We start from the raw sequence: 25,202 nt of genomic DNA, 5'->3' as shown, positions 1-25,202 counted from the left end.
TCATCGTTGTGATTAGTTTACCACAGAAATTGCAGCACAGAAATGTTCCTTAGAAATAAAAAGTGATTTTATCTTAAAAATTATATGAAATAGTTTTGAAAATAATATGTGATTTTAAAAGGGTATGTTCGGGTGGTTGTATATCGTGAGAAAGACAGGGTGGATGGTTTGTGCCGTCCGCCCTTTTCAAATTTTTTCCGGTTTTTTTCAAAAAATTTGCTTCATCAGGCAAATTCTCCAGGTTTTTTCCGCGGTAGGTGAAAGGAGGTTTGCCTTGGAACGAAAGACAAAGACCCGGAAAACCCGTGCGCGCCGGGTGAAAAAAGGCTATGAGACGTTGGCGTTCGGTGGGATTGAGGATGCCGTGCGCTTGCTCTTTTGTGAAGACCTCAAGCCGGAGGATTTGGAAGGGCTGGACTTATACAACGTGGCGGAGATCCGGAGGCCGAGAGGCGGCGGCATGGAAATCAAATTTTTCGACCGCATCAAGGCGCTTCAATGCCTGGAACGCATGGAGACGGAGGCAGGGCAACCCAGCCTGTTCGAAGCTTTGGAAGCGGGCGCACGGGCGCTGAACAAGGGGGAACCGGATGAAACTTGAACCATTTTCCCCAAAACAGTTGCGGGCGATGTGCTGGTGGTGCCCTGGCAGCCCGGATGCGGGGCGGGACGCGGTGATCTGCGACGGCGCTGTGCGAAGCGGAAAGACCCTCTGCCTAGGGATCGGCTTTGCAGCCTGGGCAAGCCGTTCCTTTCACGGGAAGGCGTTCGCCTTTTGCGGCCGCACCATCCGCTCCCTCAAGCGCAATTTGCTGAACACCCTGCTGCCCGCCTTGCGTCAGGCGGGGTTCGGCTGTGCGGTGCATCAGAGCGAAAACTGGATGGAGCTGTCCTATGCCGGACGCAAAAACCGGTTCTATTTCTTTGGCGGGAAGGACGAAGGCTCCGCAGCGCTGATCCAGGGGATGACCCTGGCAGGGGTCTTGCTGGACGAAGTGGCGTTGATGCCGCGCTCGTTTGTGGAGCAGGCGCTCGCACGCTGTTCGGTGGATGGATCGAAATTTTGGTTTAATTGCAATCCGGAACATCCGCAGCACTGGTTTTACCAGGAGTGGATTCTACAGTCCCAACAGAAAAACGCCCTCTACCTGCACTTTACCATGCAGGACAATCCCGCGCTCAGCCCGGAAGTGATTGCGCGGTATGAGCAGCTCTATTCCGGCGCATTTTACGAGCGCTTTATCCGGGGCCGTTGGGTGGCAGCGCAGGGGTTGGTCTATCCATTCCTGACGCGGGCCATGCTTTGCGAGGCACCGGCAAATCTGGAGGAATTCCGGGTGTCCTGCGATTATGGGACCGTCAATCCCGCTTCCTTCGGCTTATGGGGAAAACGCAATGGCGTGTGGTACCGGATCGACGAGTATTACTATGATTCCCGCAGGGAGGGAGCACAGAGGACGGACGAAGAACACTATGCGGGGCTGGTGGAACTCTGCGGCGGCCGCCGGATCGAGTGCGTGGTGGTTGACCCCTCTGCGGCAAGCTTTATGGAGACGATCCGGCGGCATGGGGCCTACCGGGTTCTGCCGGCGGAAAACGACGTATTGGACGGCATCCGGCGCGTGAGCGTGGCGCTCAAGCAGGGCGAGATCAAAATCTGTGCGAACTGCGCGGACGCCGTCCGGGAGTTTGGGCTCTATCGCTGGGCGGATGTGGCGGGAAAGGACGCGCCGCTCAAGGAAAACGACCATGCGATGGACGACATCCGGTATTTTGTAGCGTCCTTGCAGAGGGAGACGGATGATTTCTGCGCGGTCAGTGTGGCGCGCCGGGAGGAGTGAAAAGCATGAATTGGAGAAAAAAGGGCGGCCGGAAGACGGAAAAACCGGAGGTCCTGGCGGTGCAGACGGCGTGGGAAGATCCCTTTGCGCGCTTTACCAGCTGCGCCCCAGCCGGTATCGGGGAGCGGAGGCTGTACACCGCCCTGCGGGAGAATATCCCGATCATCGATGCGGCCATCGACAAGATCCTCCGTTTGGTGGGAAGCTTTGTGATTGTGTGCGCGGATGAAAACAAATCGTATCAAATTAATCAATTTCTACAAAACGTAAAAGTCAATGCGTTGGAATGTGGCGTCCAAAGCTTTTTGAATGCCTACCTTTCCCAGCTGTTGACCTATGGAAATGCCGTGGGGGAGATTGTGCTGGCCGCTTCGGGTGAGATCGGCGCGCTCTACAATGCGTCGCTCGACGATGTGGAACTGTGCGAGTGCGCGCCCCTTTGCCTCACCGTCTTCCGGCGGGAGGCCGGCCAGAGCGTGCCGGTGCGCTATCCGGAACTGGTGGTCGCCTCGGCGCTGAACCCGCCGCCCGGCAGCGCAAAAGGGGTTTCGCTGCTGCACGGGCTTCCGTTTGTCAGCGGCATCCTGATGCAGATCTACCGGACCATCGGCACCAATTGGGAACGGCTGGGGGATGTGCGCTTTGCCGTGACCTACAAGCCCTCGAACGATGCGTCCGACCGCGCGTTTGCAAAGGACCGGGCCAAGCAGATCGCCCAGGAGTGGAGCCGCGCCATGCGCAAGGACTGCGTCAGCGATTTTATTGCGGTGGGGGACGTGAGCATCAAGGCCATCGGCGCTGACAATCAAATTTTGGACAGCAATGTCCCGGTGCGGCAGATGCTGGAGGAAATCGTGGCAAAGATGGGCATCCCGCCGTTCCTGCTGGGGCTGTCGTGGTCCTCCACGGAACGGATGTCCAGCCAGCAGGCGGACATCCTGACCAGCGAATTGGAGGCATACCGGCGGCTGCTAAACCCGGTGATTGAGAAAATCTGCAAGCTGTGGATGCAGCTGCACGGGATGGAGCCGAGGTTCACCATCGAGTGGGATACCATCACGCTCCAGGATGCGGTGGATCTTGCAAACGCGCGCCTGATGAACGCGCAGGCGGCGCAAATTGAGGAGGGTTTGAAAGAAAAGGAGGTGGCCATTTGAAGGAGACAGGCTGTGTGCTTTTGAAAAGCGGCGTGCTGACGGCGGAGGACTTGGAGAAAATCAACCGCTACACACGGCGCGCCTTCCAGGAGGAGGAGCTGTACACGTTTTCCGTTGTGCTCTGCGACAACGAGGTCGACCGGGATATGGAGCGGTTTACCGTGCCCGCGCTGGAGCGCCTGGGCGAGCTCTTTTTGGGCAAGACCGGCATTTTCGACCATGCTCCACAGGCACAGAACCAGGCGGCGCGCATCTACGACTGCCGGGTGGAGTGCCTCCCGGAGCGCGTGACCCGCGCAGGGGAGGCGTATCACCGCCTGGTGGCGCGCGCGTATCTGCCGCGCTGCCCCAAAAATGAAGAATTCATTTTGGAGCTGGAGAGCGGGATCAAAAAGGAGGTCAGCGTCGGCTGTTCGGTGGCTGAGGCGACGTGCTCCATCTGCGGGGCCGACCGCCGGAAGGAGGAATGCGGCCATGTGAAGGGGCGCTGCTACGACGGCGTTTTGTGCTGCACGATCCTGGATCATCCGACGGATGCATACGAGTGGTCGTTTGTTGCGATCCCGGCACAGCGGGAGGCGGGCGTCATCAAGAGCTTTACAGAAAAGGGGGAACGGACCATGGAGGAAGTTTGGAAAAGCCTCTCGGGAGAGGGGGATCTGGTGCTGCATGCGGGGGAGCGGCAGCAGCTCGCCAAAGAAGTTGCCATTTTGCGCGAGCAGGCAGCGTGCGGCAGGCAGTACCGGGAAGCGCTTGAGAAGAGCGTGGTGCGGCTTTGTGGGATTGTGTCGCCGGAGGTGCCCCACGAGGCCATGGAGCGTGCGGCGCAGGCGATGCAGTTGGACGATCTGCAGGCCTTTGAGAAGGCGTTCCGCAAGCGTGCGGAGCAGGCGCTTCCGCTGACGCCACAGTTGGCCCCAGCGGAACAGCGCGCTTCCACGGAAAACCGAGAATTTCAGATTTAAGGAGGAAGGATCATGGATATTTCTTTGAACGGATATGGGGAACAGGTGGCGACATTCGCCGTTTCCGGAGAGGTCAAGGTGGGAATGCCGGTGAAGATCAGCGCGAACGGCACCGTTGCACCGTGTGTGGCAAAGGATAAATTTTGCGGCGTTGTACTTTCCCTGCGCGGCGGGTATGCGGCCGTACAGATGGCGGGCTATGCAAAGCTCCCCTATACCGGCACAAAGCCGACGGTGGGATACCAGACGGTCAACGCGGATGGAACCGGCAAGGTACAGGTAGAGGCCACCGGACGGTTGCTGTTGATTACGGATGTGGATGAACCGTCCGGCACCTGCGGCCTGGTATTGGCGTAAGCCGGAAAAAGGGAGGAATGAAGAATGGCTTTTTATGAAACGCTCAAGCTCGAAAAGGGAATGTACAGCGCGCCGGGAAAAAGTTTTACCCAGGCGTTGGAGGAATTGGACCCCTCGGAAAACTACCGCGGGACGCCGCTGGAAGGTCTGGACGCATACCAGCGCCAGCTCAAACGCTTTGACATCCGCGTGAGCGGGCCGGGCTCTGACCTGGTGGAGAAATTTTTCCAGACGAGCGACTCCACGGCCCTGTTCCCGGAATATGTATCGCGCGCTGTGCGCCAGGGGATGGAGCAGGCGGACTTGCTGCCGAATTTGGTGGCGACCGTGACCAACATCGCCGGCATGGACTACCGGACCCTTTCCTCGGAACCGTCGGACGACGACAAATCCCTGAAGCCGGTGGCCGAAGGCGCGGTGCTTCCCCAGACCACCGTGACCACAAAGGACCATTTGGTCCACCTGTATAAGCGCGGAAGGATGCTGGTGGCCTCCTACGAAGCGCTTCGCTTCCAGAAGCTGGACCTGTTTACGGTTACGCTCCGCCAGATCGGCGCTTACATCGCGCGCGCACAGCTCCAGGATGCGATGAACGTGCTGGTGAACGGCGATGATGGCGACAGCACGGCGACGAACATCGGAACCGCCGGGGGTGCAGTGGACTATGCCGGGCTGGTATCCCTGTGGGCGGGCCTTGCGCCGTATCAGCTCAACACCATGCTGGCCTCGACCACGACCATGCAGCAGATTTTGGCGCTCAGCCAGATGTGCGACGCACAGGCGGGGCTGAATTTCCAGGGAACCGGCAAGATGATTACGCCCTTGGGCGCAACCCTGCTGCATGCGCCCTCTCTGACCGCGAAGGGCGTCATCGGCCTGGACAAGACCTGCGCATTGGAAATGGTGCAGGCGGGCGGGGTGACGACCGACTATGATAAGCTGATCGACCGCCAGCTGGAACGCGCCTCCATCAGCGTGATTGCGGGCTTTTCCAGAATTTTTGACGGGGCGGTTAAAACCCTCTGCTACCAGGAACAGGAATGATGGAGACACAAGCGGTTTTCGAGCAGTTTGCCCTGCTGACGGGTCTCGGGGAACAGGAGGCCGGGAAATACCGGCCCCTGTGCGAGAATGCGCGGGCGCAGGTGATGGGGATCGCAAAGCCGGACATCGGGACAGCGGGCGAACTGGTGCTGTGCAGCGCGGCGGCTGCACTGGCCTTTTACCGTTGGGCGCTGCTCCGCGCGGCGGCGGGCGCGGAGAATGGGTTTGCAGTCGGAGACGTGCGGGTGACCAAACATGCGGCGGATGTGGACACGGCCCGGACGCTGTGGCGGGAGTCCGAGGCCGCCGCCGCGCCCTATCTCAACGACACCCAGTTTGTATTTGAACGGATATAGGGGGCGGGATTGTGACAAGAAAAGAATTGGTCCGCCATATCCTGAAGACCTACGGGCAGAAGGCCACGGCAAACGGGAAAGAGGCTTGGGCCGTGATCCGCCCCCTGCGCAAACAAAGCGATGAAGCGCCGCAGTGTTACCTCTATACCGGGACGCCCGATCAGAAGCTTTTGACCGGCGACCTTGTACAGGTGGGGACGGAATGGTATCGCGTGACCCGCGCGGATGTGGAGTGGTTGGAAGGCGAAAGCCTGTATGTATGGGCCGTCCTGCGCAGGGAAGAGGAGACGGCCTTCTGCACAGAGGAGGAAGCATGAACCAGGACGATTATTTGGATTGGGCAGACCGGCTCTCGGAGGAATTGGAGCGCGATGTGCGGCGCTATCCGCAGGAACTAAAGGAGGAAGAGCCATGAGCTTGGAAGCACGCGCCATGCGGTTTGGCAAGTTTGTCTGGGGGCGGAATCCGGAGACCTTGCAGGTGGAGTACCAGCGAAATGTCAAACGGCTGACGCTCCCGCAGGTGGGGGAAGCCCTACAGGACCTCGGTTGCCAGAGACGCGCAGTGACCGGCAAAGGGAGCTTCCTGGGGAAAGACGCCGCCGCGGAATTTGAGCGGCTGGCGGCGGTTTTCCGGGAGGGCAAAAGCCAGATCTTGTGCATCCCCGGCGCAGCGCCGTTCCGGGCCGTTTTTGCCTCCCTCCAAATGCTGGGGGAGGCGCGGCCCAACGCGGTGCGCTATAGCTTCCTGTTTTTGGAGGACGAAGAGTCGGCGGAGGACGACGGAATCCTCCGCGATGAATATGCCGTCTGCGGAAAAGGGGATACGCTGTGGCATGTGGCAAACCGGTATGCCACGACGGTCGATGTGCTGCGGCAGTGTAACCCGCAGATTCAATGGCCCAACCGGTTGGCGGAGGGAACGAAGGTGAAGCTGCCATGAGGTGTGTGGGATGGACCGCCAGGGGAGAGCGGGTTCAGCTGCCAGCGCCGGTGTGTCTGCGGCTGCGCAGCGACGAGGATGCGCCCGCGGACAGCTTGGAGGCACGCTTCCCCGCATGGGACGCTGTGGGGAACCTCTGCTGGATTCAATTGATGGACCGGGCAGGACGGGTGCTCTTTGCGGGGATCGTGGACGAACAGGTACTTTCGGAGGACGGGGACGGGATCACGGTGGAACTCTCCGCGCGAAGCCGCGCCGCCCTGTTGCTGGACAATGAAGCGCAGCCGCAGATCTATTACATGCCGTCGCTAAAACTGCTGTTTGAACGGCACGCCGCCCCGTATGGCTTTACCGGCTACCTTGGGCGGGATGAGGTGTTTGGCGGGGCATTCACGGTGGAAAAGGGAATGAGCGAGTGGCAGGCGCTGGAGGCCTTTTGCAAAACGTATCTGGGGGTGCGGCTTATAGCGCGGGGGGATGTGCTGGATGCATCCGGCTTGATGCAGCCGGAGCCGGTGGATGTTTCCCGCTCGCATTGGCCCCTCTCCACATGCAAAATTGTTTGGAAGGACGCCGCCCGCATTTCGGAATTACGCATGCGCACCGGGGATGCAGCGGATTACGACGCCATTTTGCAAGATGAGGAGGCTGTGGCCCGCGGGGTTGTGCGCAGGCGCTATTTGAGCGGTTCCGACGTGGAGCGGGCAAAGGATGTGTTGCGAAAGGCCCGCCAGAAGGCGTTCGCCGTGCAGGTGTGCGGCCCAGGAATGCTGTGCCCACCGCTGGGAAGCCCGGCGAAGGCGGACTATGGGAAAAATCTCTATGTTTCGGCATGGGAGTATCAGTTGGACAGCCGCGGGGAGATCAGCCGCGTGACACTGCGCAGAAAGGAGGAAGGCTGATGTGGCTTTCGAAAAAGATGGCGGGGGATCTCCGCCGGGAACCAACCGCGGAAGTGGCCCGGATGACGGGAAGTTCGACCGCGCAGGGGAGCGGGGAGTACAGGGATGTTGCCCTCGCCGCCCCCTGGGGAATCGCCTATATGCCCCCGGATGCGGCGCGGGCCGTGCTGGTCAACAGTACGGAGGGGATGGTCTGCGCAGGGGCTGTAGTGGAGGAAACGGCGTTGGAGCCGGGGGAACTGCTGTTGTTCTCCCAGGGGGGCGCGCGAATCTATTTGAAAAACAGCGGCGAGGTGGTCATCAATGGACAGGTCTTTGCCGCGGAGGAGGGAGAATAAATGGATACAGCGCTTGCCGGCGGCGATTTTTCCCTGGGAGCCAACGGGCTGCCGCGTAAGATTTCCGGCGAAGAGGAGCTTTTGCAGCGCGCGGCGATCCGCCTGCGCGTACCTTTGGGACGGTTTGCCTTTCAGCCTACATTAGGAAGCCGCCTGTATACCCTGCGGCCCGAAACGGAGGACAAGGACGCAAACGCCCTGGCCATGGCGCAGGAAGCGCTGCGGGAATTGCCGCAGGTGTGGGTGGAGAGTGCTGTTTGCAGCGCTGCGGAACCGCTCATCGCGCGGATACAGATCGCCTGGAAAGGCGGCGGGGCAGAGATCGAGGTGACATGTGATGGAGACATATGAAGAAATTTTGGGCCGTATGCAGGGGACCTTTGAAGAGCTCGCCGGATATCCGGCGGACGATGCGTCCGACATCGGCATCCGCCTGCGGGTGCTGGCCGGGGAGGTCTATTCCCTGACGGCGGCGATGGACTGGCTGGAACAACAGTTCTTTGCGCAGACCGCGCAGGGCGAACAGCTGGATCTGCGCGCACAGGAGCACGGGATTCAGCGACGGCCAGCGCAGGCAGCTGCGGGAGAACTCACCTTTTCCCGCGCCAAGCCGCTTTGGTACCGCGCGGTGATCGACAAAGGGACCGTGTGCGCCCTGCCGGGTGAGGATGGCGCGCGCTATGTCACGACGGAGGAAGCTGTCCTGGCCGTGGGGAGCACGTCGGTGACGGTGCCCGCGGAGGCGGAACAGCCGGGACGGGATGGGAATGCGGCGGCCGGGACGGTCACAACGCTGATTACCGTCCCGCCGGGCATCGAACAGGTGACGAACCAGAAACCCTTTACGGGCGGCGCTGATGCGGAGGGGGACGAGTCCCTTCGCGCCCGCTTGACGCAAAGCTATGCGGCCCTTCCGAATGGAACAAACGCGGCTTTCTATCGGAATCAGGCCCTCAAGGACGAGGGTGTCTTTTCCGCAAATGTGGTTCCTAAGGAACAGGGGCTGGGAACGGTTGGCGTTTACCTGGGGGCGAGCGGCGCCGCGGCGGACAGTGAAACGGTCCAGCGTGTGCAGGCGATGTTTGACGAGCTGCGCGAGATCAACGTCCTGGTGACGGTCGCGGCGGCGCAAACGGTCTCCTGCCCGGTCACGGTGCAGATCGTACCCTGCGCGGGGATGTCGTTCGAAGCGGCCTCCGATGGCGTGGAAGAGGCGGTACAGGCATATTTTGCCGGCCTGGGCGTGGGCGAGCCCGTCCGGGCGGCCGCCTTGACCGCAAAGGTTTTTGCCACCGGCGTTGTGGAGAATTGCACCCTGGTGGGAAGCGCTGCGGCCGACCGGGTAGTCAAAGCAAATCAGCTTGCGGTCTTGCAGAATGTGACGGTACAGGAGGCGAGCGCATGACGTCTTACGATACGATGGCTTCCGCCCTCCGCGAAACGGGGTTGTACGCCCTGTCGGGGGAGACCTTGGTGGATGCAGAATTGGCTGCCTATGCTGCGGCGTTGGATGTCCTGTGCGAGCGGTTGGAGGCCTTACAAAAGGACAGCTTCCTCTGTACAGCGGGGGAGGAGGGGCTTTCCCGCTGGGAGGCGCTCTTCGGCTTGCAGATACAGGGTTCCCTGGAAGAACGGCGAAAGGTGCTGTTGCAGTGCGGCGCTGTCCATAGCAATTCGAATACCTGCGGCGATTTTTTAAAATTGTTGCAATCGGTTGGAATCGAAGCCACGATTTTGGAGGATCCATCGGGGCAGCGGCTGTGCTTCAACTGCACCGGCTTGGAGAGCACAGAAGCGCGCGCAAATGCGGTCGCCTACCTGGAACGCTTTTTGCCCGCGCATTTGAACGTCATACTGGATTTCCGGGACCTTTCCTGGAATACTATTGACCATGCGGAAAAGACCTTTGACGAATGGGACGCCGGGAACAGCACTTGGGATCAGCTCGATCAGGCGGAGGATGAGCTGTTTGAACGATAAGGAGGATTTATGCCGACAGAACAAAAGACAAGCTTGGGGCTAAACCGGTGGCAGGGGACGGACAAACCGGCGCGCGCCGATTTTGTGGCGGACAATGAAACGCTGGATTCCCTGCTGGCCGAGCATTTTGGAGACACGCAGGCGCATCTGTCCGCCGAAGACCGCCTGCTGCTGGGGAATGCGGCGACGGTGGGAACCTACAATGGAAACGGGGCCGAGAGCCGGTCGATCACCCTCCCGTTTGCGCCAACGGCTGTGCTGGTTTTCCAGATGGACGCGCCGCCAATCGAATCCCATACGGGGTACTATCGGGTGAACTTCGCCATTGTGACGGAAGAGGGCGGTACACAGGGGGCTTCCTTGTCCGGCACTACGCTTACGGTGCAGCAGGCGCAGGGAACGCCCGCCGCGGACAGCATGGCGAACAGCCTAAACCAGGCGGGCGGCGGATACGGATATCTGCTGTTCCGTTAGCCGCCGATTTGACAAGCTTTTGCCAGATATTGTAAAATAAGACAACAGAGAAAGGGGGAGGCGCCTTTGGAAAATACCGAGAAGGAAAAGAGGCCGGAACGCGCGCTGCTGGCAGCGGTGGACACGGGGGAATACGACGCGGAGGCGTCCCTGGCGGAGTTGTATGAATTGGTGCGCAGCGCGGGGGCGGAACCCTGCGGCGCGATGACCCAAAAAAGGCCCTCCCCCGACACGGCTACCTGTGTGGGTTCCGGAATGATGGAAGAGATCGCGTCGTACTGTAAAAACTACGACATCGATTTGCTGGTGTTTGACTGCGAACTCTCTCCCACACAGATCCGCAATATTGAATCCATCAGCGATGTGCGGACGATTGACCGCACGATGCTGATTCTCGATATTTTTGCATCGCGGGCAAGAAGCAGCGAGGGCAAGTTGCAGGTCGAGCTCGCGCAGCTGAAATATATGCTGCCGCGCCTTGGCGGAAAGGGAACGTCGCTCTCCCGTCTGGGCGGTGGAATCGGCACGCGTGGACCGGGCGAGACCAAACTGGAGACCGACCGCCGCCATATCCGCCGCCGCATTTCCAAGCTCAAGGAGCAACTGGAAGAGGTGGAGAAGCGCCGCGGCCAGATCCAGCGCCGCCGTCAAAAGAACGGCGTAATTACAGTGGCGCTCGTGGGATATACGAATGCGGGGAAAAGCACCCTGATGAACGCCTTGACGCAGGCGGGTGTGCTGGCAAAGGACATGCTGTTCGCCACGCTCGACCCGACGGCCCGCGCCTTAAAGCTGCCCTGCGGAAAGACCGTCATGCTCATCGACACGGTCGGGCTGGTGCGGCGGTTGCCCCACCATTTGGTGGAGGCGTTCCACTCCACGCTGGAACAGGCGGCGACGGCGGACATCATCTTGAATGTGTGCGACGCCTCCAGCAGCGAAGCGCAGGTGCATTTGGACGTCACCCGCACGCTGTTGGCCGAATTGGGCTGCGGCGGGCGTCCCATCATCCCGGTGCTGAATAAGTGCGATTTGGTCCCATCGCTGCACGATCTGCCGATGATCGGCAATGCGGTACGCATCAGCGCCAAGACGGGGCGCGGCTTGGACGCCCTGTTGGAGTCCATTGAGGAAAACCTTCCGGTCAAGACAACGCGGGTGGAACTGCTGCTTCCCTTTGCACAGGGCGGTTTGGCGGCAAAGCTGCGGAAGGATGGAACCATCTTGCAGGAGGAATATACCGCGGACGGTTTAAAATTGACCGCGCAAGTAGATCCGGTTTTACTCCATTTGGTGCAGGACTACGTGATCTTTCCGCACGAATAGCTCTCAGAATACGATAGAAAAAATCCCCTTTGCGGTCCGAAGATTGGACGGCAAAGGGGATTTTTGTGTGGCGATTGCCAAGCAAAAAACGGGAAAGCTTTTCGGGCTTCCCGTTTCGCGGCATTTTTAGAGGATTATTCTTTGACAAGGACCTTTTCGATGCTGCCCACAAACATTTCGTGGTAGTCCTTTTCCGGATAGCAGGTTGCGTCGATGGACGGGTCGATAAATCCGGCCGGGTCGATCGGCTGCTTATGCAGCTTGCGGCAGATCAGGACCATCTTGGCCTCTGCGAAATAGGGCGCGGCCTCGTCGAACACCGGGGTCAGGCCGGTCTCCTTGCATTTGTCATAGTCGCGGCCGGAATGGCTCCCACAGAAGGACAGCGCCTTGCGGTACGATTCGTCGAAGAAGCAGAGGGAATAATAGCCTTCTTTTTCGATGAATTCCAGTGTGTAGCGCTGCGGGCGGACAAAGATAAAGGACACATAGTGCTTCCAGAGTTCCCCCAGTCCGCCCCAGCTGGCGGTCATGGTGTTGCATTTCTGCTCATTGCCTGCGGTAATCAGCATCCATTCTTTGTCGATCAGCGTAAAGGGATTGAATTGCAGGTCTTTGATTTCTACCGTTTTAAAACCGTTCATAAAAAACGCCTCCGTATCGTGTTTAGAATATCCTTATTATACCATAGAAGGCAAGAGGTAGGCCGGCGAATTGTGGAGAGAAAAATCCCATTGGTGAAGGACAAAACGCACAGATTGTACCATTGCTTTTCCATGGGATAGTGTTATAATAAATCGGAAAGAAAGCATTTGGAAAGGGGAGAACGTTCAACGGCAGGGGCCTTGCAAAGGCCAAATCCGAGACTGTGCACTTTCACAAGAGAATGGGAACTTGGTAAGTGAAATTTATGGAATACGGACAACGTGAATATTTATACATAAAATGCTTGATTTTTTGCATAAACAGTGTATAATAAAACACAACGAAGAAATGGGGGCTATCAAAATGGCAAAGCAAGCGATTGATAATACCAATATTAAGAAGGTCGTTCTGGCGTATTCCGGCGGCCTGGATACTTCGATCATCATCCCGTGGCTGAAGGAAAACTACAACAACTGCGAGGTCATCGCGGTTTCCGCCGACGTTGGACAGGGAAGCGAACTGGAGGGCCTGGAGGAAAAGGCCAAAAAGACCGGCGCTTCCAAATTGTATATTGCAGACCTGAAGAAACAGTTCGTCGAAGACTACATCTTCCCGACCGTCAAGGCGGGTGCGGTGTATGAAAATAAATACCTGCTGGGCACGTCCTTTGCGCGCCCAATCATCGCAAAACGCTTGGTGGAGATTGCACTAGCCGAGGGCGCGGACGCCATCTGCCACGGCTGCACCGGCAAAGGCAACGACCAGGTGCGTTTTGAGCTGGCGATCAAGGCATTTGCGCCGGACATGAAGATCATCGCGCCGTGGAGAATCTGGGATTTGAAGTCCCGCGAGGACGAGATCGAATATGCGGAGGCGCACAACATCCCGCTGAAGATCACCCGCGAGACCAACTATTCCAAGGATAAGAACCTGTGGCACCTTTCCCACGAGGGCCTCGATCTGGAGGACCCGGCGAACGAGCCGCAGTACAATAAAGAGGGCTTCCTGGAGCTGGGCGTTTCCCCGGAGCAGGCGCCCGACAAGCCGACCTACATCACCCTGACCTTTGAAAAGGGCATCCCGGTCGCTTTGGACGGCCAGAAGCTCTGTGCGGTCGATCTCGTTGCCAAGCTCAACGAGGTGGGCGGCGCGAACGGCATCGGCATTGCGGATATTGTAGAAAACCGTCTTGTGGGCATGAAGTCCCGCGGTGTGTACGAGACCCCCGGCGGCACGATCCTGTATCACGCCCACAACAAGCTGGAAGAGATCTGCCTGGATAAGGCGACCTACCACTATAAGCAGAACGTCGCCAATAAGTTTGCCGAGCTGGTTTACGACGGCGAATGGTTCACCCCGCTGCGCGAGGCGCTCTCCGCCTTTGTGGACAGCACCCAGCAGACCGTCACCGGTGAAGTGAAGCTCAAGCTCTATAAGGGCAATATCATCGACGCTGGCGTGACCTCCCCGTACAGCCTGTACAATTCGGACATGGCGACCTTTGACGAGGACGAGGTTTACGACCAGGCGGATTCCGCAGGGTTCATCAATTTGTTTGGGCTGCCGATCAAAGTGCGCGCCATGGCAAAGAAGAACTGGCCTGTGGAGAAATAAGCGACGAAGTTTAACAGCAATAACCGCGCGAGATTCAGAAAAGAGAGGCCGGAGTTTCTGCCCCGCAGGGATGCCAGAAATTCTGGCCTCATACATTATACGATTCCGAGTTCCCCGCCCGGATGCAGGGGAACGGTTCGGAAGCACGGCGGATTTTGGCGGGGAAAGAGCCCTGTCGGGGACCGGGCGTGCAATCATAGAAGGGAACGCGGCGCGACGCGCCCATCAATCATTGGGGAGTGCATCATATGAAACTTTGGACAGGACGGTTCCACAAGGAGCTCGATAAAAAGACAAACGACTTTAATTCCTCCATCCGGTTTGACAGCCGCATGGCGAAGGAAGACATCGAAGGGAGCATCGCCCATGCAACCATGCTGGGGGCGTGCGGGGTGATCGACCAAAAGGAGGCCGAGCGCATCTGCGCGGGGTTAGAAGGCATCCTGGCGGATCTGGAATCCGGCGCGCTGGAGATCGACCCGGAGGCCGAGGACATCCACACCTTTGTGGAAGCGGAGCTCACAGCCCGCCTGGGGGACGCCGGAAAGCGCCTGCACACAGCCCGCAGCCGGAACGACCAGGTGGCGTTGGACGACCGCCTGTACCTGCGCAAGCAGTGCGGCATGCTCTATGGGCAGATCAAGGAATTGATCGAGGTGCTCTGCAAGAAAGCTTTGGACTATAAGGGCGCGGTGATGCCGGGCTATACCCATTTGCAGCGCGCGCAGCCCATCACCTTTGGCCATCATCTGATGGCCTATGCGGAGATGTTCCAGCGCGATTTGGCGCGGCTCAAGGACGCGGCGCAGCGCATGAATGTCTGCCCGCTGGGTTCCGGCGCATTGGCCGGGACAACCTATCCGCTCGACCGGGCCATGAGCGCACGGCTGCTCGGCTTTGACGACTACACCCACAACAGCCTCGACGGGGTCTCCGACCGCGACTTCTGCATGGAGACCGCCGCGGCGGTGGCCATTGCGATGGTGCATCTCTCCCGCTTCTCGGAGGAGATCATCCTGTGGTGTTCCTGGGAGTTCAAATTCATCGAGCTGGACGATGCATTCTCCACCGGGTCCAGCATCATGCCGCAGAAAAAGAACCCGGATATCGCCGAGCTGGTCCGCGGCAAGGCGGGGCGCGCCATCGGGGACCTCACCACGCTCCTGAGCATGATGAAGGGCCTGCCGCTGGCGTACAACAAGGACATGCAGGAGGACAAAGAGGCCGTGTTCGACGCGGTGGATACCCTGCACATGTGCCTGACCGCGTTTGTTCCGATGGTGGACACCATGAAGGTTCTGCCTGAAAATATGCGCAAGGCGGCGGCAAAGGGTTTTATCAACGCAACCGATTGCGCGGACTACCTGGTGGGCAAGGGCCTGCCGTTCCGCGATGCGTATAAAGTGACGGGCGCTCTCGTGGCCTATTGCATCGACCACGATTTGACTTTGGAGACCCTGCCCTTGGAGGAATACCAGAAGTTCCACGCCCTGTTTGCGGAAGACGTTTACCAGGCAATCTCCCTGGACACCTGTGTGAATGGCCGGAAAGTGCCGGGCGGCCCGGCGCCGGAGAACGTGGAAAAAGAGGCGCAGCGGGTGTTGGCGCTCATGCAGGACGCCGTATGGCCGTACGATGAAGGGGGCGAGACGCCGTGAACAAGTTGGAAAAAGCGGCAAAGCGCTTGCGGCCGGTGGAGCCGAAAAAGGGATACTTCTGGATGGTGGTCTGCATCATCATGGGCTTTGTCGTGGGCGCATACATCCAGCAGTATGTGATGGGGCCGGTCGGCGGCCTTTGCGTCGGCGTGATCGTGGATGAGGCGGTCTACAAGATCCGCATGAAGCGGTTTATCAGCAAGGGCGGCATCCCCACAAAACCGGAAAAGCCGGAGGAGAAACCGGCCGAAACAGCGGAAGACGATGCAAAAGAGAAAAAAGAAAAGATGTAAGAGTCCGTTTTGGACAAGGATATAGAAGGTGACGAGAATGAATATCAAGGCAGGCGTCGTGGGCGCGACCGGTTACGCCGGCGCGGAGCTGGTCCGGCTTCTCACCGGGCATCCGCAGGCGGAGCTGGCGGCCATCAGCTCGGTCAGCTTTACCGGGCAGGCGCTCAGCGACATCTATCCGGCGTACTACCACATCTGCGATTTGGTGTGCGGTACGCAGGAGGAAGTGGTGGAGAAGAGCGACGTGGTCTTTGCTGCGCTTCCGCACGGGCTTTCGCAGGAGCTCGCAAAGACGTGTTACGACGCGGGAAAGGTCTTTATCGACCTGGGGGCGGATTTCCGCCTGGAAAACGAGGACGATTATAAGGAATGGTACGGCGGGACCTACCTCTATAAAGAGCTGCACGAGCAGGCGGTCTATGCATTGCCCGAGCTGTTCCGCGAGCAGATTCGCGGGAAGAAGATCATCGCAAACCCCGGCTGCTATACCACGGCTGTGCCGCTGGCGTTGGCGCCGGCGCTGCGCAAGGGGTATATCGCCGCAGAGGGGATCATTGCGGATTGCAAGTCCGGCGTCACGGGCGCGGGCCGCAAGCTGACCCAGAACACCCATTATCCGGAGCTCAACGAGGGCTTCTCCGCCTATAAAGTGGCGGCGCACCGGCACACGCCGGAGATGGAGCAGAGCCTGTCCCATGTGGCGGGCGGGGCGCCGGTCAAGCTGACGTTTGTGCCGCACCTGCTCCCGGTCAACCGGGGGATCTTGGCCACCTGTTACGCGAAGCTGCAAAAAGAGGTCTCCTTGCAGGAGATCCGGCAGGCGTACGAGGAGCAGTATGGGGACGAACCCTTCATCCGGCTGCTGCCGGAGGGCCGCGTGGCGGATATTAAGAATGTGCGCTACTCCAATTACTGCGATATTTCCCTGCACATGGACCCGCGCACCAACACTTTCATCGCCATTTCCGCCATTGACAACATGGTCAAGGGCGCTGCGGGGCAGGCCATCCAGAACATGAACCTCGCATTCGGCCTGGACGAGACCTGCGGCCTGATGCTGACGCCGCCGGCATTCTAAAAAGGGCGGCAATCCATTTTTAGGAGCGAATGAATCATGCAAGCGATTTCGATAGAAGGCGGCGTGACTGCCGCACAGGGGTTCCTGGCGTCCGGCATGTATTGCGGGATCCGCAAGAACAAAAGCAAGCCCGACTTGGCGCTGATCTATTCCAAGGTCCCGTGCGCCGCGGCCGCGGTGTACACGCAAAACCTGGTCAAGGGCGCGCCGATTCAGGTCACGCGCCGCAATCTTGCGGACGGCATTGCACAGGCGGTCATCTGCAATTCCGGAAACGCCAACACCTGCAACGCGGACGGCGAACAGAAGGCGCAGATGATGTGTGAAGCGGCTGCCAAGGCGCTGCATTTGGAACCCGAAGACGTGGTCGTAGCGTCCACAGGCGTGATCGGCCAGGTGCTGCCGATTGAGCCGATCCTGGAGGCCACGCCGAAGCTGGCGGAGTCCCTCACAGAGGACGGTTCCGCAGATGCGGCCAAGGCGATCATGACCACGGACACGGTGGTCAAAGAGGCGGCGGCCGAAGTCACCATCAACGGGAAGACGGTCCGCATGGGCGGCATCGCCAAGGGGTCCGGCATGATCCACCCCAATATGGCGACCATGCTGTGCTTTTTGACAACGGACGCGAACATCGCCCCAGCGGTGCTGGACAGCGCCCTGCGCATCGCAGTGAAGGACAGCTTCAACATGGTCAGCATCGACGGGGACACATCGACGAACGATATGACCGCCATCCTGGCAAATGGCTTGGCCGAAAACGACCCGATTGAAGAGGGGACGGAGGCGTTCGATCTCTTCACGGAGACGCTGCGTGCGATTGCCATCCGCCTGGCGCGTATGGTGGCAAAGGACGGCGAAGGCGCGACAAAGCTTTTGGTCTGCAAGGTGACCGGCGCGGCCAGCGACGCGGACGCGCGCACCGTGGCCAAGAGCGTGATCTGTTCCAGCCTATTGAAAGCGGCCATGTTTGGCGCGGACGCCAACTGGGGCCGCGTGCTGTGCGCCATCGGGTATTCCGGTGCGCCGGTGGACATCCACCGGGTTGATGTGGGCTTCGCATCGCGGGCGGGCAGCATCGAGGTGTGCGTCAACGGTGCGGGCATCCCCTTCGACGAGGAGGTTGCCAAGAAGGTCCTGAGCGAGGACGAGATCGACATCCTGGTGACACTGCACGACGGCAATGCAAGCGCTTCGGCCTTTGGCTGCGACCTGACCTATGATTATGTGAAGATCAACGGGGATTACCGCACCTGATGTTCCGGCAGGGCGGCCGCGTGCGGATGGGAAGCATCTGCGCGCCGCGCCGGAAGCGGCTACTATTTCCAATTTGAAGGGGACGACGAGTATGAAAATATCCACCGCCGAGCGGGCCAAGGTGCTTGTACAGGCGCTGCCATACATCCAGAAATATGCGGGAAAGACCGTAGTGGTCAAATACGGCGGCAACGCCATGATTAACAACGATCTGAAGGACGCCGTGATGAGCGATATTGTCCTGATGCAGCTCGTGGGCATCAATGTGGTGCTGGTGCATGGCGGCGGGCCGGAGATCAGCGCCATGCTGAAAAAGATCGGCAAGGAGAGCCAATTTGTCGGTGGGATGCGCGTGACGGACGAGGAGACCATCGATATTGTGCAGATGGTCCTTGCGGGCAAGGTCAATAAAGACCTCGTGCAGCTCTTGGAGCACCACGGCGGCCGGGCGGTCGGCCTGTGCGGGCTGGACGGCGGCATGCTGACGGCGGAAAAGCTCCGCTCCAATGAGGGGGACCTCGGTTACGTGGGGCGGATTGTGGACGTCAACACGGACATCATCATCGACGCAACCCGCAACGGCTATGTGCCAATCATCTCCACAGTGGCCGGCGGGGAGAACGGCGAGGTGTTCAACATCAACGCCGACGTCGCGGCGGCGCGCATTGCGGCAAAACTGGACGCGATCAAGCTCATCCTGATGACGGATATCCGCGGCCTGCTGCGCGACAAGGACGACGAGAACACCCTGATCCCCGTGGTCAATGTGAGCGAGGTGCCCAGCCTCAAGAACCAGGGTATCATCAGCGGCGGCATGATCCCGAAGATCGACTGCTGCGTGGAGGCGGTCCGGCGCGGTGTGAACCGCGCGCACATCCTGGATGGCCGCATCCCGCACTCCATCTTGATCGAGCTGTTCTCCGACGAAGGCATCGGGACCATGCTGTATTGATTTAGAATGTAACGGCGATGAATTTTAACGAACGTGTATATGCGATTGTGCGGCGGGTCCCAAAGGGAAAGGTCATCTCCTACGGGCAGGTGGCGTTTTTGGCCGGAAGCCCCAGAGGCGCCAGGGCGGTCGGTTGGGCGCTGCACCGCAATCCCTATCCGTGGGTCATGGGCGGGGAGAACCCCGTCCCCTGCCACCGCGTGGTCAACCGCGAAGGGCGGCTTGCGCCGGAGTTTGCGTTTGGCGGCCCGGAAGAGCAGCGCAGGCTGCTGGAGGGCGAGGGCGTAGTGGTCAGCGAAGACGGATATGTGGATATGAAAACCTATTGCGTCGAATTTTAAGGGGCGGCGTTTGCAGCCCGCAGATAGAAGGGATCGTTATGCTTTTTGAGGAAGTCAAGCAACAGGAACAGTCGTATCTGATGCCCACCTATGGGCGGTTCCAGGTCGCGCTGGTGAGCGGCAAAGGGGCCACGGCTGTGGATACGGAAGGAAAGCCATATATTGACTTTGGCGCGGGAATCGGTGTGAATGCGTTGGGCTACTGCGACCCGGACTGGGTCGAAGCGGTGTGCGGCCAGGCGGCGGCGCTCCAACATATTTCCAACCTCTATTACAATCCCGTGATGACCCAGTTGGCGGAAACCCTCTGCAAACAGACGGGCTTCTCCAAGGTCTTCTTTGCAAACTCCGGCGCGGAGGCCAACGAGTGCGCGATCAAGCTGGCGCGCAAGTACGGCGTCCAGGCGCATGGGGAGAGCTGCAACCGGATCGTCACCCTGAACAATTCGTTCCATGGCCGCACGGTGACGACACTGTCCGCCACCGGGCAGGCGGGGTTCCATCAGTACTTCACCCCCTTTACCGAGGGCTTTGCCTACGCCGATCCCAACCTGGAGAGCGTCCAGGCACAGGTTGACCAAAACACCTGCGCGGTGATGATCGAGCTGATCCAGGGCGAAGGCGGCGTCTGCCCGCTGGACAAGGGGTTTGTCCAGGCGCTGGCGGCGTTCTGCAAGGAGCGCGATATCCTGCTCGTGGTGGACGAGGTGCAGACCGGCGTGGGGCGCACGGGCAAGCTGTATTGCTATGAGCACTACGGCGTCCAGCCGGATGTGATCACCAGCGCGAAGGGGCTGGGCGGCGGCCTGCCCATTGGGGCCTGCCTCTGCACGGAGCGCCTGGGCACTGTGATGGGCGCGGGCATGCACGGTTCCACCTTTGGCGGGAACCCGGTTGCCTGCGCGGGCGCGCTGGCAGTCCTGAAAAAAATCAGCAAGCCGGGCTTTTTGGAGCAGGTTGCGCAAAAGGGCGATTACCTGCGGGAAAAGCTGGCGGCCATGGATGGAATCGAAGAGGTGCGCGGCATCGGCATGATGCTGGGGGCCAGGCTCAAGGCGGACAATGCCAAAGCAGTGGCAACGGCTTGCGTGGAGAACGGGCTCCTGGTGCTCACGGCGAAAAATATGCTGCGGTTCCTGCCGCCGCTCACCATCACCCAGGAGGAGCTCGACAAGGGCCTCGCCATTTTGCAAGAAACCATTTCAAACTTACAATAATATAGAAAAACCGCCCAAGGGCGTATACGGAGGGATTGACCGATGAAACACCTGTTAAAAATGCTCGACCTTTCGACCGAGGACATTACCGAGATCCTCAACCTCGCGGACCAGCTCAAATATGAGCAGAAGCACGGCATCGAGCACCGCCACTTGGCGGGCAAGACGCTCGGCATGATCTTTGAGAAGGCTTCCACAAGGACGCGCGTGTCCTTTGAAGTCGGCATGTACCAGCTCGGCGGCCTGCCGATCTTCCTCTCGGCCAGCGATTTGCAGATCGGCCGCGGCGAACCGGTGGAGGATACTGCGCGCGTGCTGTCCCGCTACCTGGACGGCATCATGATCCGCACATACAAGCAGTCCGAGGTGGATGCGCTGGCCCAGAACGGCACCATCCCGATCATCAACGGCCTGACGGATTTTGCCCATCCCTGCCAGGTGTTGGCGGACTTGATGACTATCCGGGAGCACAAGGGCAGCTTGGACGGCCTGAAAATGTGCTTCATCGGCGACGGCAACAATATGATGAATTCCCTGATCGTCGGCTGCTTGAAGATGAAGATGGAAGTGGCGGTCGCCTGCCCGAACGACTATAAGCCAAACGCGATGGTGCTCGACTTCGCCGTACAGCATCCGGCGTTCAGCATCACAAACGACCCGAAGGAAGCTGCACGCGGCGCCGACGTGGTGATCACAGACGTTTGGGCTTCCATGGGCCAGGAAGAAGAGGCGCAGAAGCGCCGTGAAGCGTTCCAGGGCTTCCAGGTCAACGACGAGATCATGTCCGTGGCAAAGCCGGACGCGATGGTCCAGCATTGCCTGCCGGCGCACCGCGGCGAGGAGATCACAGCGGAGATCTTGGAGAAGCACTCCACAGAGATCTTCGACGAGGCGGAAAACCGCCTGCATGCGCAGAAGGCGGTTTTGGTCAAGCTCTTGGGCAGAAAATAAAATATTTCAGGACGGCGAAGGGTTTTCTCGAAAAGGATACCCGGAGCCGTCTTTTTGTATGAAGCAAAACTTTCCCGTTTCAGAAAAATAAAGATACATTATTTCCTTTTCCGTTCTTCCCCCGCTCTCAAGTTTTTGAGGGCGGTTTTTTTATATGAACATACGGCAATGGGGAGAAAGGGGGAAGATCGTTTTAAGATGCTTTGAAGCGTAGTATATATGAAAAATATTCATTATAGAAAATTTAGCAAAGGGGAATTTGTGATTAAATTGCACTTATTTCGAATTATTACATAGGAAAAATGTAGTAATTGGAATGATGTAAATTTTACTAAGCGTATATTAAACGTATTTCATGTATTTTTGCTGATAGAAGAACCGAAAAATGTACATCCTATACAATGATTGTATCCCGATTTTCAATGATAGGAGTGGATCAAACATGCAAGAAATGATGTATGGTTACATCCGGGTATCGACGAAGGATCAACATGAGGACCGTCAAATGATTGCGATGCAGGAGTTTGGGGTATCGGAAAAGCATATCTATATGGACAAGCTCAGCGGGAAGGATTTTGACCGTCCACAATATAAACGGCTTTTGCGCCGGTTAAAAGGAGGGGATACACTGGTCGTCAAATCCATCGATCGTTTAGGCAGGGATTACAGCGAGATACAAAACCAATGGAGGATTATCACCAAGGAAAAGAAGGCCAATATTGTTGTATTGGACATGCCGTTGCTGGATACACGCCAAAAAGGGAGGGATTTAACAGGAACCTTTATCGCAGACCTGGTCCTTCAAATATTAAGTTATGTTGCCCAGGTTGAGCGCGAAAACATCAAACAACGGCAGGCGGAAGGAATTGCAGCAGCCAAAGCGAAGGGGGTGCGGTTTGGCAGAGAAAAAATGCCGATCCCAGAGGAGTTCTATGCGCTTCGAACCCGATATCGGGAAGGCAGCATCACCGCCCGCGCTGCCGCCAGAGAACTTGGCGTTGCGCACAGCACTTTTTTGAAATGGAACCAATCTATTATGAAAAATTTATGAAATATATGTTGGTTTTGATGGTAGACTTTTGAATCCAAATTTTCTACATATTGCCAATGGAAATTTGATATAAAAATCTCCTCGATTATTGTGTAATTTAACTATTTTGCAGTACGAATGAGACTAATTTACATTACATTACAGAATTTTTGTTTATTATAGCATTTTTGGTTTTAAAAGTCTGATTTCGACACCATTTAGTGAGTATTTAAGAAGAAATAGAAGATAAAAATTACAAAATCAATAAATATTTAAAATATATAAATATAGAAAAAATATAGGCGGAATTGTCTATTAAGACATGAACTATAGAGGAAAACTGGGAAGATTTTTAAAAACAGAAACGTCTCTGAGATGGTTAACGGCTTTTTCACATGTGCGATACCATACTGGCCGACTGCAAAGGCGTATGGGTCAAAAATCGATTACAAGTACATCCTCAATATATTGACTCTGCAATCCTGCTACCGCGCACGGGGGCACATGTTCCCGTTGAGCGGCAGTAGGGGGAGGCTGATGAAGGGGGCCTGTGGAGATATTATCCCGAACTTCTTCGTCGGCCTCTCCGTGCTGCCGTATGCAATACGGCGTTCCGTTAAATCATGGGCTTAGGAAGACAGGGCCAAGGAGGCCGGCAAGAGGGAAAGCCTCTCAGAAGATTACGGCATCCCGGTCCACCATTGCCATCCGTTGGGAGCCGTTCGCTCCCCGTACACACAGCTGTGCTTTTTAAAAACGTGGCCAGCTATTTTTAAGGCCTCAACCGTTTGTTGAGGGAGAGCTACACACATTCGCAGAATACCACGGGAAACAGAAAATGGGTTTGACAACCGGGCCTGGGCAGGAAGAAGTTTCCGGGCCTGTACGGTTGTGAATTTGCTACGAGGGACAAGTCTGAGAATCCATTCGAAGAATCCTGTTGGTACTTTTATTTTATCAATCGAAAGGGGGCAGACTTTCTGGGGAGAGCGGCCAGCCTTCCGGCATTGCGCTGCCAGAAGCCAATAAGGGGGGAACAGAGAGTTTTTGGCCTGTCAGTGGTTGGGTGTTGGGCGCTGTTCGAACAAGAGGGACTATTTGAGAATAGAGTATATGTTTTGCCGTGTAATTTTGAGGAAAGAGGTGCTATAAATGAAAATCAAGTTGTCAAAGCGCTTTCTCAGCGGATTTGTGGCGCTGATCATGGTGTTATCCCTGTTGCCTACGAGTGTGTTTGCATTTGAGGCAGACAACGCTGCAAAAACCATCACCGTGACGGACGAAGCGGATACTGTAAACGAAATTCAGGAAGCTATCAATTATATTAATGAACAAGAAGATAAAACCGGTTGGACCATCAATATAGAATCGGGTACATATAACCGCTTTGTGGTTGTGAATGAGCTAGATGGCCTGACGATTCAAGCAGCGGAAGACGCCGATGTTACCGTTGAGACATTAAATGGTGAAGCATTAGAGGGTTTTACTTTTGGCGGCGGTGCGCCGGACATGGGTGGTATTCAGCTATTGTATGCGAACGACGTCACATTGAGAGGCTTGAACATTGTTGTAGTTGACAATGCAGCGAACAAAACGAGCCATATGTCGGCGGGGATTAGTAATCACAGCCAGATGATCGAGTTTGCAGACAACTTTACGATTGAAGATTGCCACTTCACGGGCACAAACGATATGAGCGGACAGGGAAATGGAAATGTTGCAATTTCCATCGGCAGTTTTGAATCCTTTACGATTACAAACTGTACTTTTGAAGGGTTTGAAGAGGCTATCCGCGGACAGTCCGATAACGCAAATGTGAGCAATGCTGTAATCGATGGAAACCAGTTCATCAATTGCAATTTTGCCGTTCATGAATACGCAGGCGAATCGGACGCTTCGTCGCAGGGTACATACAGCTTCACAAACAATACGGTTACAGGTACGCCGGAGCTTTATAACAAGGCGTATTTTGAAGACCTTTATCAGGACGCAAACCGTGTGGAGTGTAACGGCTACACCATCGTTATCGAAAACAACACCTTTACCAATGCGATTGTTGGCCTGGTAAACCTGGAAGACAACAACGGAAGTTATGAAGATGTTTATGAAGACGGCGCAAACAACACCTTCGGCGATAATACGTTTGTTGTCTCCGGCAGCAAAGTTTCGGGACAGATTGAGATGCACGCCAATTACGTTGCGCCGGAAGACAGCAAGGGCTATTGGAAATGGACCGGCAAAGAAGACCTTGCAGGAGGCGGAAATCCCTCGGATGCCGCAGAGCGCGTTCAGGAGGCCATTGACAAGGCAAATGCGGAAGGTTCGAAAACGTTGACGTTTGGCGTGGACAACCCGGACAATTTCCTGCTGACCTTCACATGGTTTAAGGACGCTGTTTATTGGGTGAGCGGCGACAAGACCAGCTATCCTGGCTTGGAGAAGTGGATCGTCTTGGAGAACGGTACGGAAGTGGAAGCCGATACC

28 protein-coding genes are annotated in these 25,202 nt (G+C 57.4%); 27 read left to right on the top strand and 1 reads right to left on the bottom strand.

Annotated features, from left to right (window positions below):
* Nucleotides 1-274 precede the first annotated feature (274 nt).
* The 16 genes from I2G69_RS05870 to hflX all read left to right on the top strand — a co-directional run bounded on the left by I2G69_RS05870 (nt 275) and on the right by hflX (nt 11,682).
* A complete protein-coding gene (locus I2G69_RS05870) occupies nt 275-601 on the top strand; it encodes a hypothetical protein (RefSeq protein ID WP_140400330.1) in 327 nt (108 codons plus the stop codon).
* Entirely contained in the window at nt 591-1,841 is a 1,251-nt protein-coding gene (locus tag I2G69_RS05865; protein WP_191395678.1) for a PBSX family phage terminase large subunit, read from the top strand. Before I2G69_RS05870 ends, I2G69_RS05865 begins: the two co-directional genes overlap by 11 nt.
* Nucleotides 1,842-1,846: 5 nt before the next feature.
* Nucleotides 1,847-2,998 carry a serine/threonine protein phosphatase gene (locus I2G69_RS05860; RefSeq protein ID WP_191395677.1) on the top strand — a complete coding sequence of 384 codons (1,152 nt, stop codon included), beginning with the start codon at nt 1,847-1,849 and terminating at the stop codon, nt 2,996-2,998.
* Nucleotides 2,995-3,963, top strand: a complete 969-nt coding sequence (locus tag I2G69_RS05855; protein WP_195560402.1) for a hypothetical protein — start codon at nt 2,995-2,997, stop codon at nt 3,961-3,963. Before I2G69_RS05860 ends, I2G69_RS05855 begins: the two co-directional genes overlap by 4 nt.
* 12 nt (nt 3,964-3,975) lie before the next feature.
* Entirely contained in the window at nt 3,976-4,320 is a 345-nt protein-coding gene (locus I2G69_RS05850) for a hypothetical protein (RefSeq protein ID WP_191395675.1), read from the top strand.
* Nucleotides 4,321-4,344: 24 nt separating this feature from the next.
* Nucleotides 4,345-5,364 carry a phage major capsid protein gene (locus I2G69_RS05845; protein ID WP_191405777.1) on the top strand — a complete coding sequence of 340 codons (1,020 nt, stop codon included), beginning with the start codon at nt 4,345-4,347 and terminating at the stop codon, nt 5,362-5,364.
* On the top strand, nt 5,361-5,720 hold the full coding sequence (locus I2G69_RS05840) for a hypothetical protein (RefSeq protein ID WP_140400331.1): 360 nt from the start codon (nt 5,361-5,363) through the stop codon (nt 5,718-5,720). Before I2G69_RS05845 ends, I2G69_RS05840 begins: the two co-directional genes overlap by 4 nt.
* Before the next feature lie 11 nt (nt 5,721-5,731).
* Nucleotides 5,732-6,037 (top strand): hypothetical protein, encoded by a 306-nt coding sequence (locus I2G69_RS05835; RefSeq protein ID WP_087231615.1) that lies wholly within the window; start codon nt 5,732-5,734, stop codon nt 6,035-6,037.
* A 94-nt stretch (nt 6,038-6,131) separates the two neighbouring features.
* Nucleotides 6,132-6,662, top strand: coding sequence for a LysM peptidoglycan-binding domain-containing protein (locus I2G69_RS05830; RefSeq protein ID WP_195560401.1), 531 nt, complete (start codon nt 6,132-6,134; stop codon nt 6,660-6,662).
* Nucleotides 6,659-7,564 carry a hypothetical protein gene (locus I2G69_RS05825; RefSeq protein WP_195560400.1) on the top strand — a complete coding sequence of 302 codons (906 nt, stop codon included), beginning with the start codon at nt 6,659-6,661 and terminating at the stop codon, nt 7,562-7,564. The genes I2G69_RS05830 and I2G69_RS05825 overlap by 4 nt, the downstream gene beginning before the upstream one ends.
* On the top strand, nt 7,564-7,902 hold the full coding sequence (locus I2G69_RS05820; RefSeq protein ID WP_243254857.1) for a hypothetical protein: 339 nt from the start codon (nt 7,564-7,566) through the stop codon (nt 7,900-7,902). Before I2G69_RS05825 ends, I2G69_RS05820 begins: the two co-directional genes overlap by 1 nt.
* The gene (locus tag I2G69_RS05815; RefSeq protein ID WP_191395669.1) at nt 7,903-8,253 is read left to right on the top strand and encodes a histidine kinase; all 351 of its coding nucleotides are present in this window, start codon (nt 7,903-7,905) and stop codon (nt 8,251-8,253) included.
* The gene (locus I2G69_RS05810; protein WP_195560399.1) at nt 8,240-9,307 is read left to right on the top strand and encodes a baseplate J/gp47 family protein; all 1,068 of its coding nucleotides are present in this window, start codon (nt 8,240-8,242) and stop codon (nt 9,305-9,307) included. The genes I2G69_RS05815 and I2G69_RS05810 overlap by 14 nt, the downstream gene beginning before the upstream one ends.
* Nucleotides 9,304-9,882 carry a hypothetical protein gene (locus tag I2G69_RS05805; RefSeq protein WP_195560398.1) on the top strand — a complete coding sequence of 193 codons (579 nt, stop codon included), beginning with the start codon at nt 9,304-9,306 and terminating at the stop codon, nt 9,880-9,882. The genes I2G69_RS05810 and I2G69_RS05805 overlap by 4 nt, the downstream gene beginning before the upstream one ends.
* A 9-nt stretch (nt 9,883-9,891) precedes the next feature.
* Nucleotides 9,892-10,356: a hypothetical protein gene (locus tag I2G69_RS05800; protein ID WP_087231635.1), complete on the top strand. Its 465-nt coding sequence runs from the start codon at nt 9,892-9,894 to the stop codon at nt 10,354-10,356.
* Nucleotides 10,357-10,422: 66 nt separating this feature from the next.
* Nucleotides 10,423-11,682, top strand: coding sequence for a GTPase HflX (gene hflX / locus I2G69_RS05795; protein WP_087231638.1), 1,260 nt, complete (start codon nt 10,423-10,425; stop codon nt 11,680-11,682).
* A 134-nt stretch (nt 11,683-11,816) separates the two neighbouring features.
* Here the strand turns inward: hflX and I2G69_RS05790 are convergent, their stop codons facing one another.
* The gene (locus tag I2G69_RS05790; protein ID WP_191448479.1) at nt 11,817-12,326 is read right to left on the bottom strand and encodes a flavin reductase family protein; all 510 of its coding nucleotides are present in this window, start codon (nt 12,324-12,326) and stop codon (nt 11,817-11,819) included.
* 364 nt (nt 12,327-12,690) lie between these two features.
* Between I2G69_RS05790 and I2G69_RS05785 the strand changes: the two genes are divergently transcribed.
* The 11 genes from I2G69_RS05785 to I2G69_RS05735 all read left to right on the top strand — a co-directional run.
* Nucleotides 12,691-13,941, top strand: a complete 1,251-nt coding sequence (locus I2G69_RS05785) for an argininosuccinate synthase (RefSeq protein ID WP_087231643.1) — start codon at nt 12,691-12,693, stop codon at nt 13,939-13,941.
* Between the two features lie 248 nt (nt 13,942-14,189).
* Nucleotides 14,190-15,599 (top strand): argininosuccinate lyase, encoded by a 1,410-nt coding sequence (gene argH, locus I2G69_RS05780; protein WP_087231650.1) that lies wholly within the window; start codon nt 14,190-14,192, stop codon nt 15,597-15,599.
* Nucleotides 15,596-15,892, top strand: coding sequence for a hypothetical protein (locus I2G69_RS05775; protein ID WP_195560397.1), 297 nt, complete (start codon nt 15,596-15,598; stop codon nt 15,890-15,892). Before argH ends, I2G69_RS05775 begins: the two co-directional genes overlap by 4 nt.
* 37 nt (nt 15,893-15,929) lie before the next feature.
* On the top strand, nt 15,930-16,970 hold the full coding sequence (gene argC, locus I2G69_RS05770) for an N-acetyl-gamma-glutamyl-phosphate reductase (RefSeq protein WP_195560396.1): 1,041 nt from the start codon (nt 15,930-15,932) through the stop codon (nt 16,968-16,970).
* A 36-nt stretch (nt 16,971-17,006) separates the two neighbouring features.
* The gene (argJ, locus tag I2G69_RS05765) at nt 17,007-18,227 is read left to right on the top strand and encodes a bifunctional glutamate N-acetyltransferase/amino-acid acetyltransferase ArgJ (protein WP_087231659.1); all 1,221 of its coding nucleotides are present in this window, start codon (nt 17,007-17,009) and stop codon (nt 18,225-18,227) included.
* Nucleotides 18,228-18,318: 91 nt separating this feature from the next.
* The gene (gene argB, locus I2G69_RS05760; RefSeq protein ID WP_087231662.1) at nt 18,319-19,179 is read left to right on the top strand and encodes an acetylglutamate kinase; all 861 of its coding nucleotides are present in this window, start codon (nt 18,319-18,321) and stop codon (nt 19,177-19,179) included.
* Between the two features lie 17 nt (nt 19,180-19,196).
* Nucleotides 19,197-19,520: an MGMT family protein gene (locus I2G69_RS05755; protein ID WP_191441778.1), complete on the top strand. Its 324-nt coding sequence runs from the start codon at nt 19,197-19,199 to the stop codon at nt 19,518-19,520.
* 38 nt (nt 19,521-19,558) lie between these two features.
* Entirely contained in the window at nt 19,559-20,737 is a 1,179-nt protein-coding gene (locus I2G69_RS05750; RefSeq protein ID WP_191395658.1) for an aspartate aminotransferase family protein, read from the top strand.
* 42 nt (nt 20,738-20,779) lie between these two features.
* Entirely contained in the window at nt 20,780-21,688 is a 909-nt protein-coding gene (gene argF / locus I2G69_RS05745; RefSeq protein ID WP_087231671.1) for an ornithine carbamoyltransferase, read from the top strand.
* A 442-nt stretch (nt 21,689-22,130) separates the two neighbouring features.
* Complete coding sequence (locus I2G69_RS05740; RefSeq protein WP_087231674.1) at nt 22,131-22,739, top strand: recombinase family protein; 609 nt, start codon at nt 22,131-22,133, stop codon at nt 22,737-22,739.
* A 1,131-nt stretch (nt 22,740-23,870) separates the two neighbouring features.
* A partial coding sequence (locus tag I2G69_RS05735; RefSeq protein WP_195560395.1) for a hypothetical protein occupies nt 23,871-25,202 on the top strand: 1,332 nt, incomplete at its 3' end.

Source organism: Anaeromassilibacillus sp. D41t1_190614_C2 (genome assembly GCF_015558525.1).
Lineage (GTDB): Bacteria > Bacillota > Clostridia > Oscillospirales > Acutalibacteraceae > Anaeromassilibacillus > Anaeromassilibacillus stercoravium.
The sequence above is the reverse complement of the archived record's forward strand: the minus strand, read 5'-3'. Positions and strand labels throughout refer to the sequence as shown.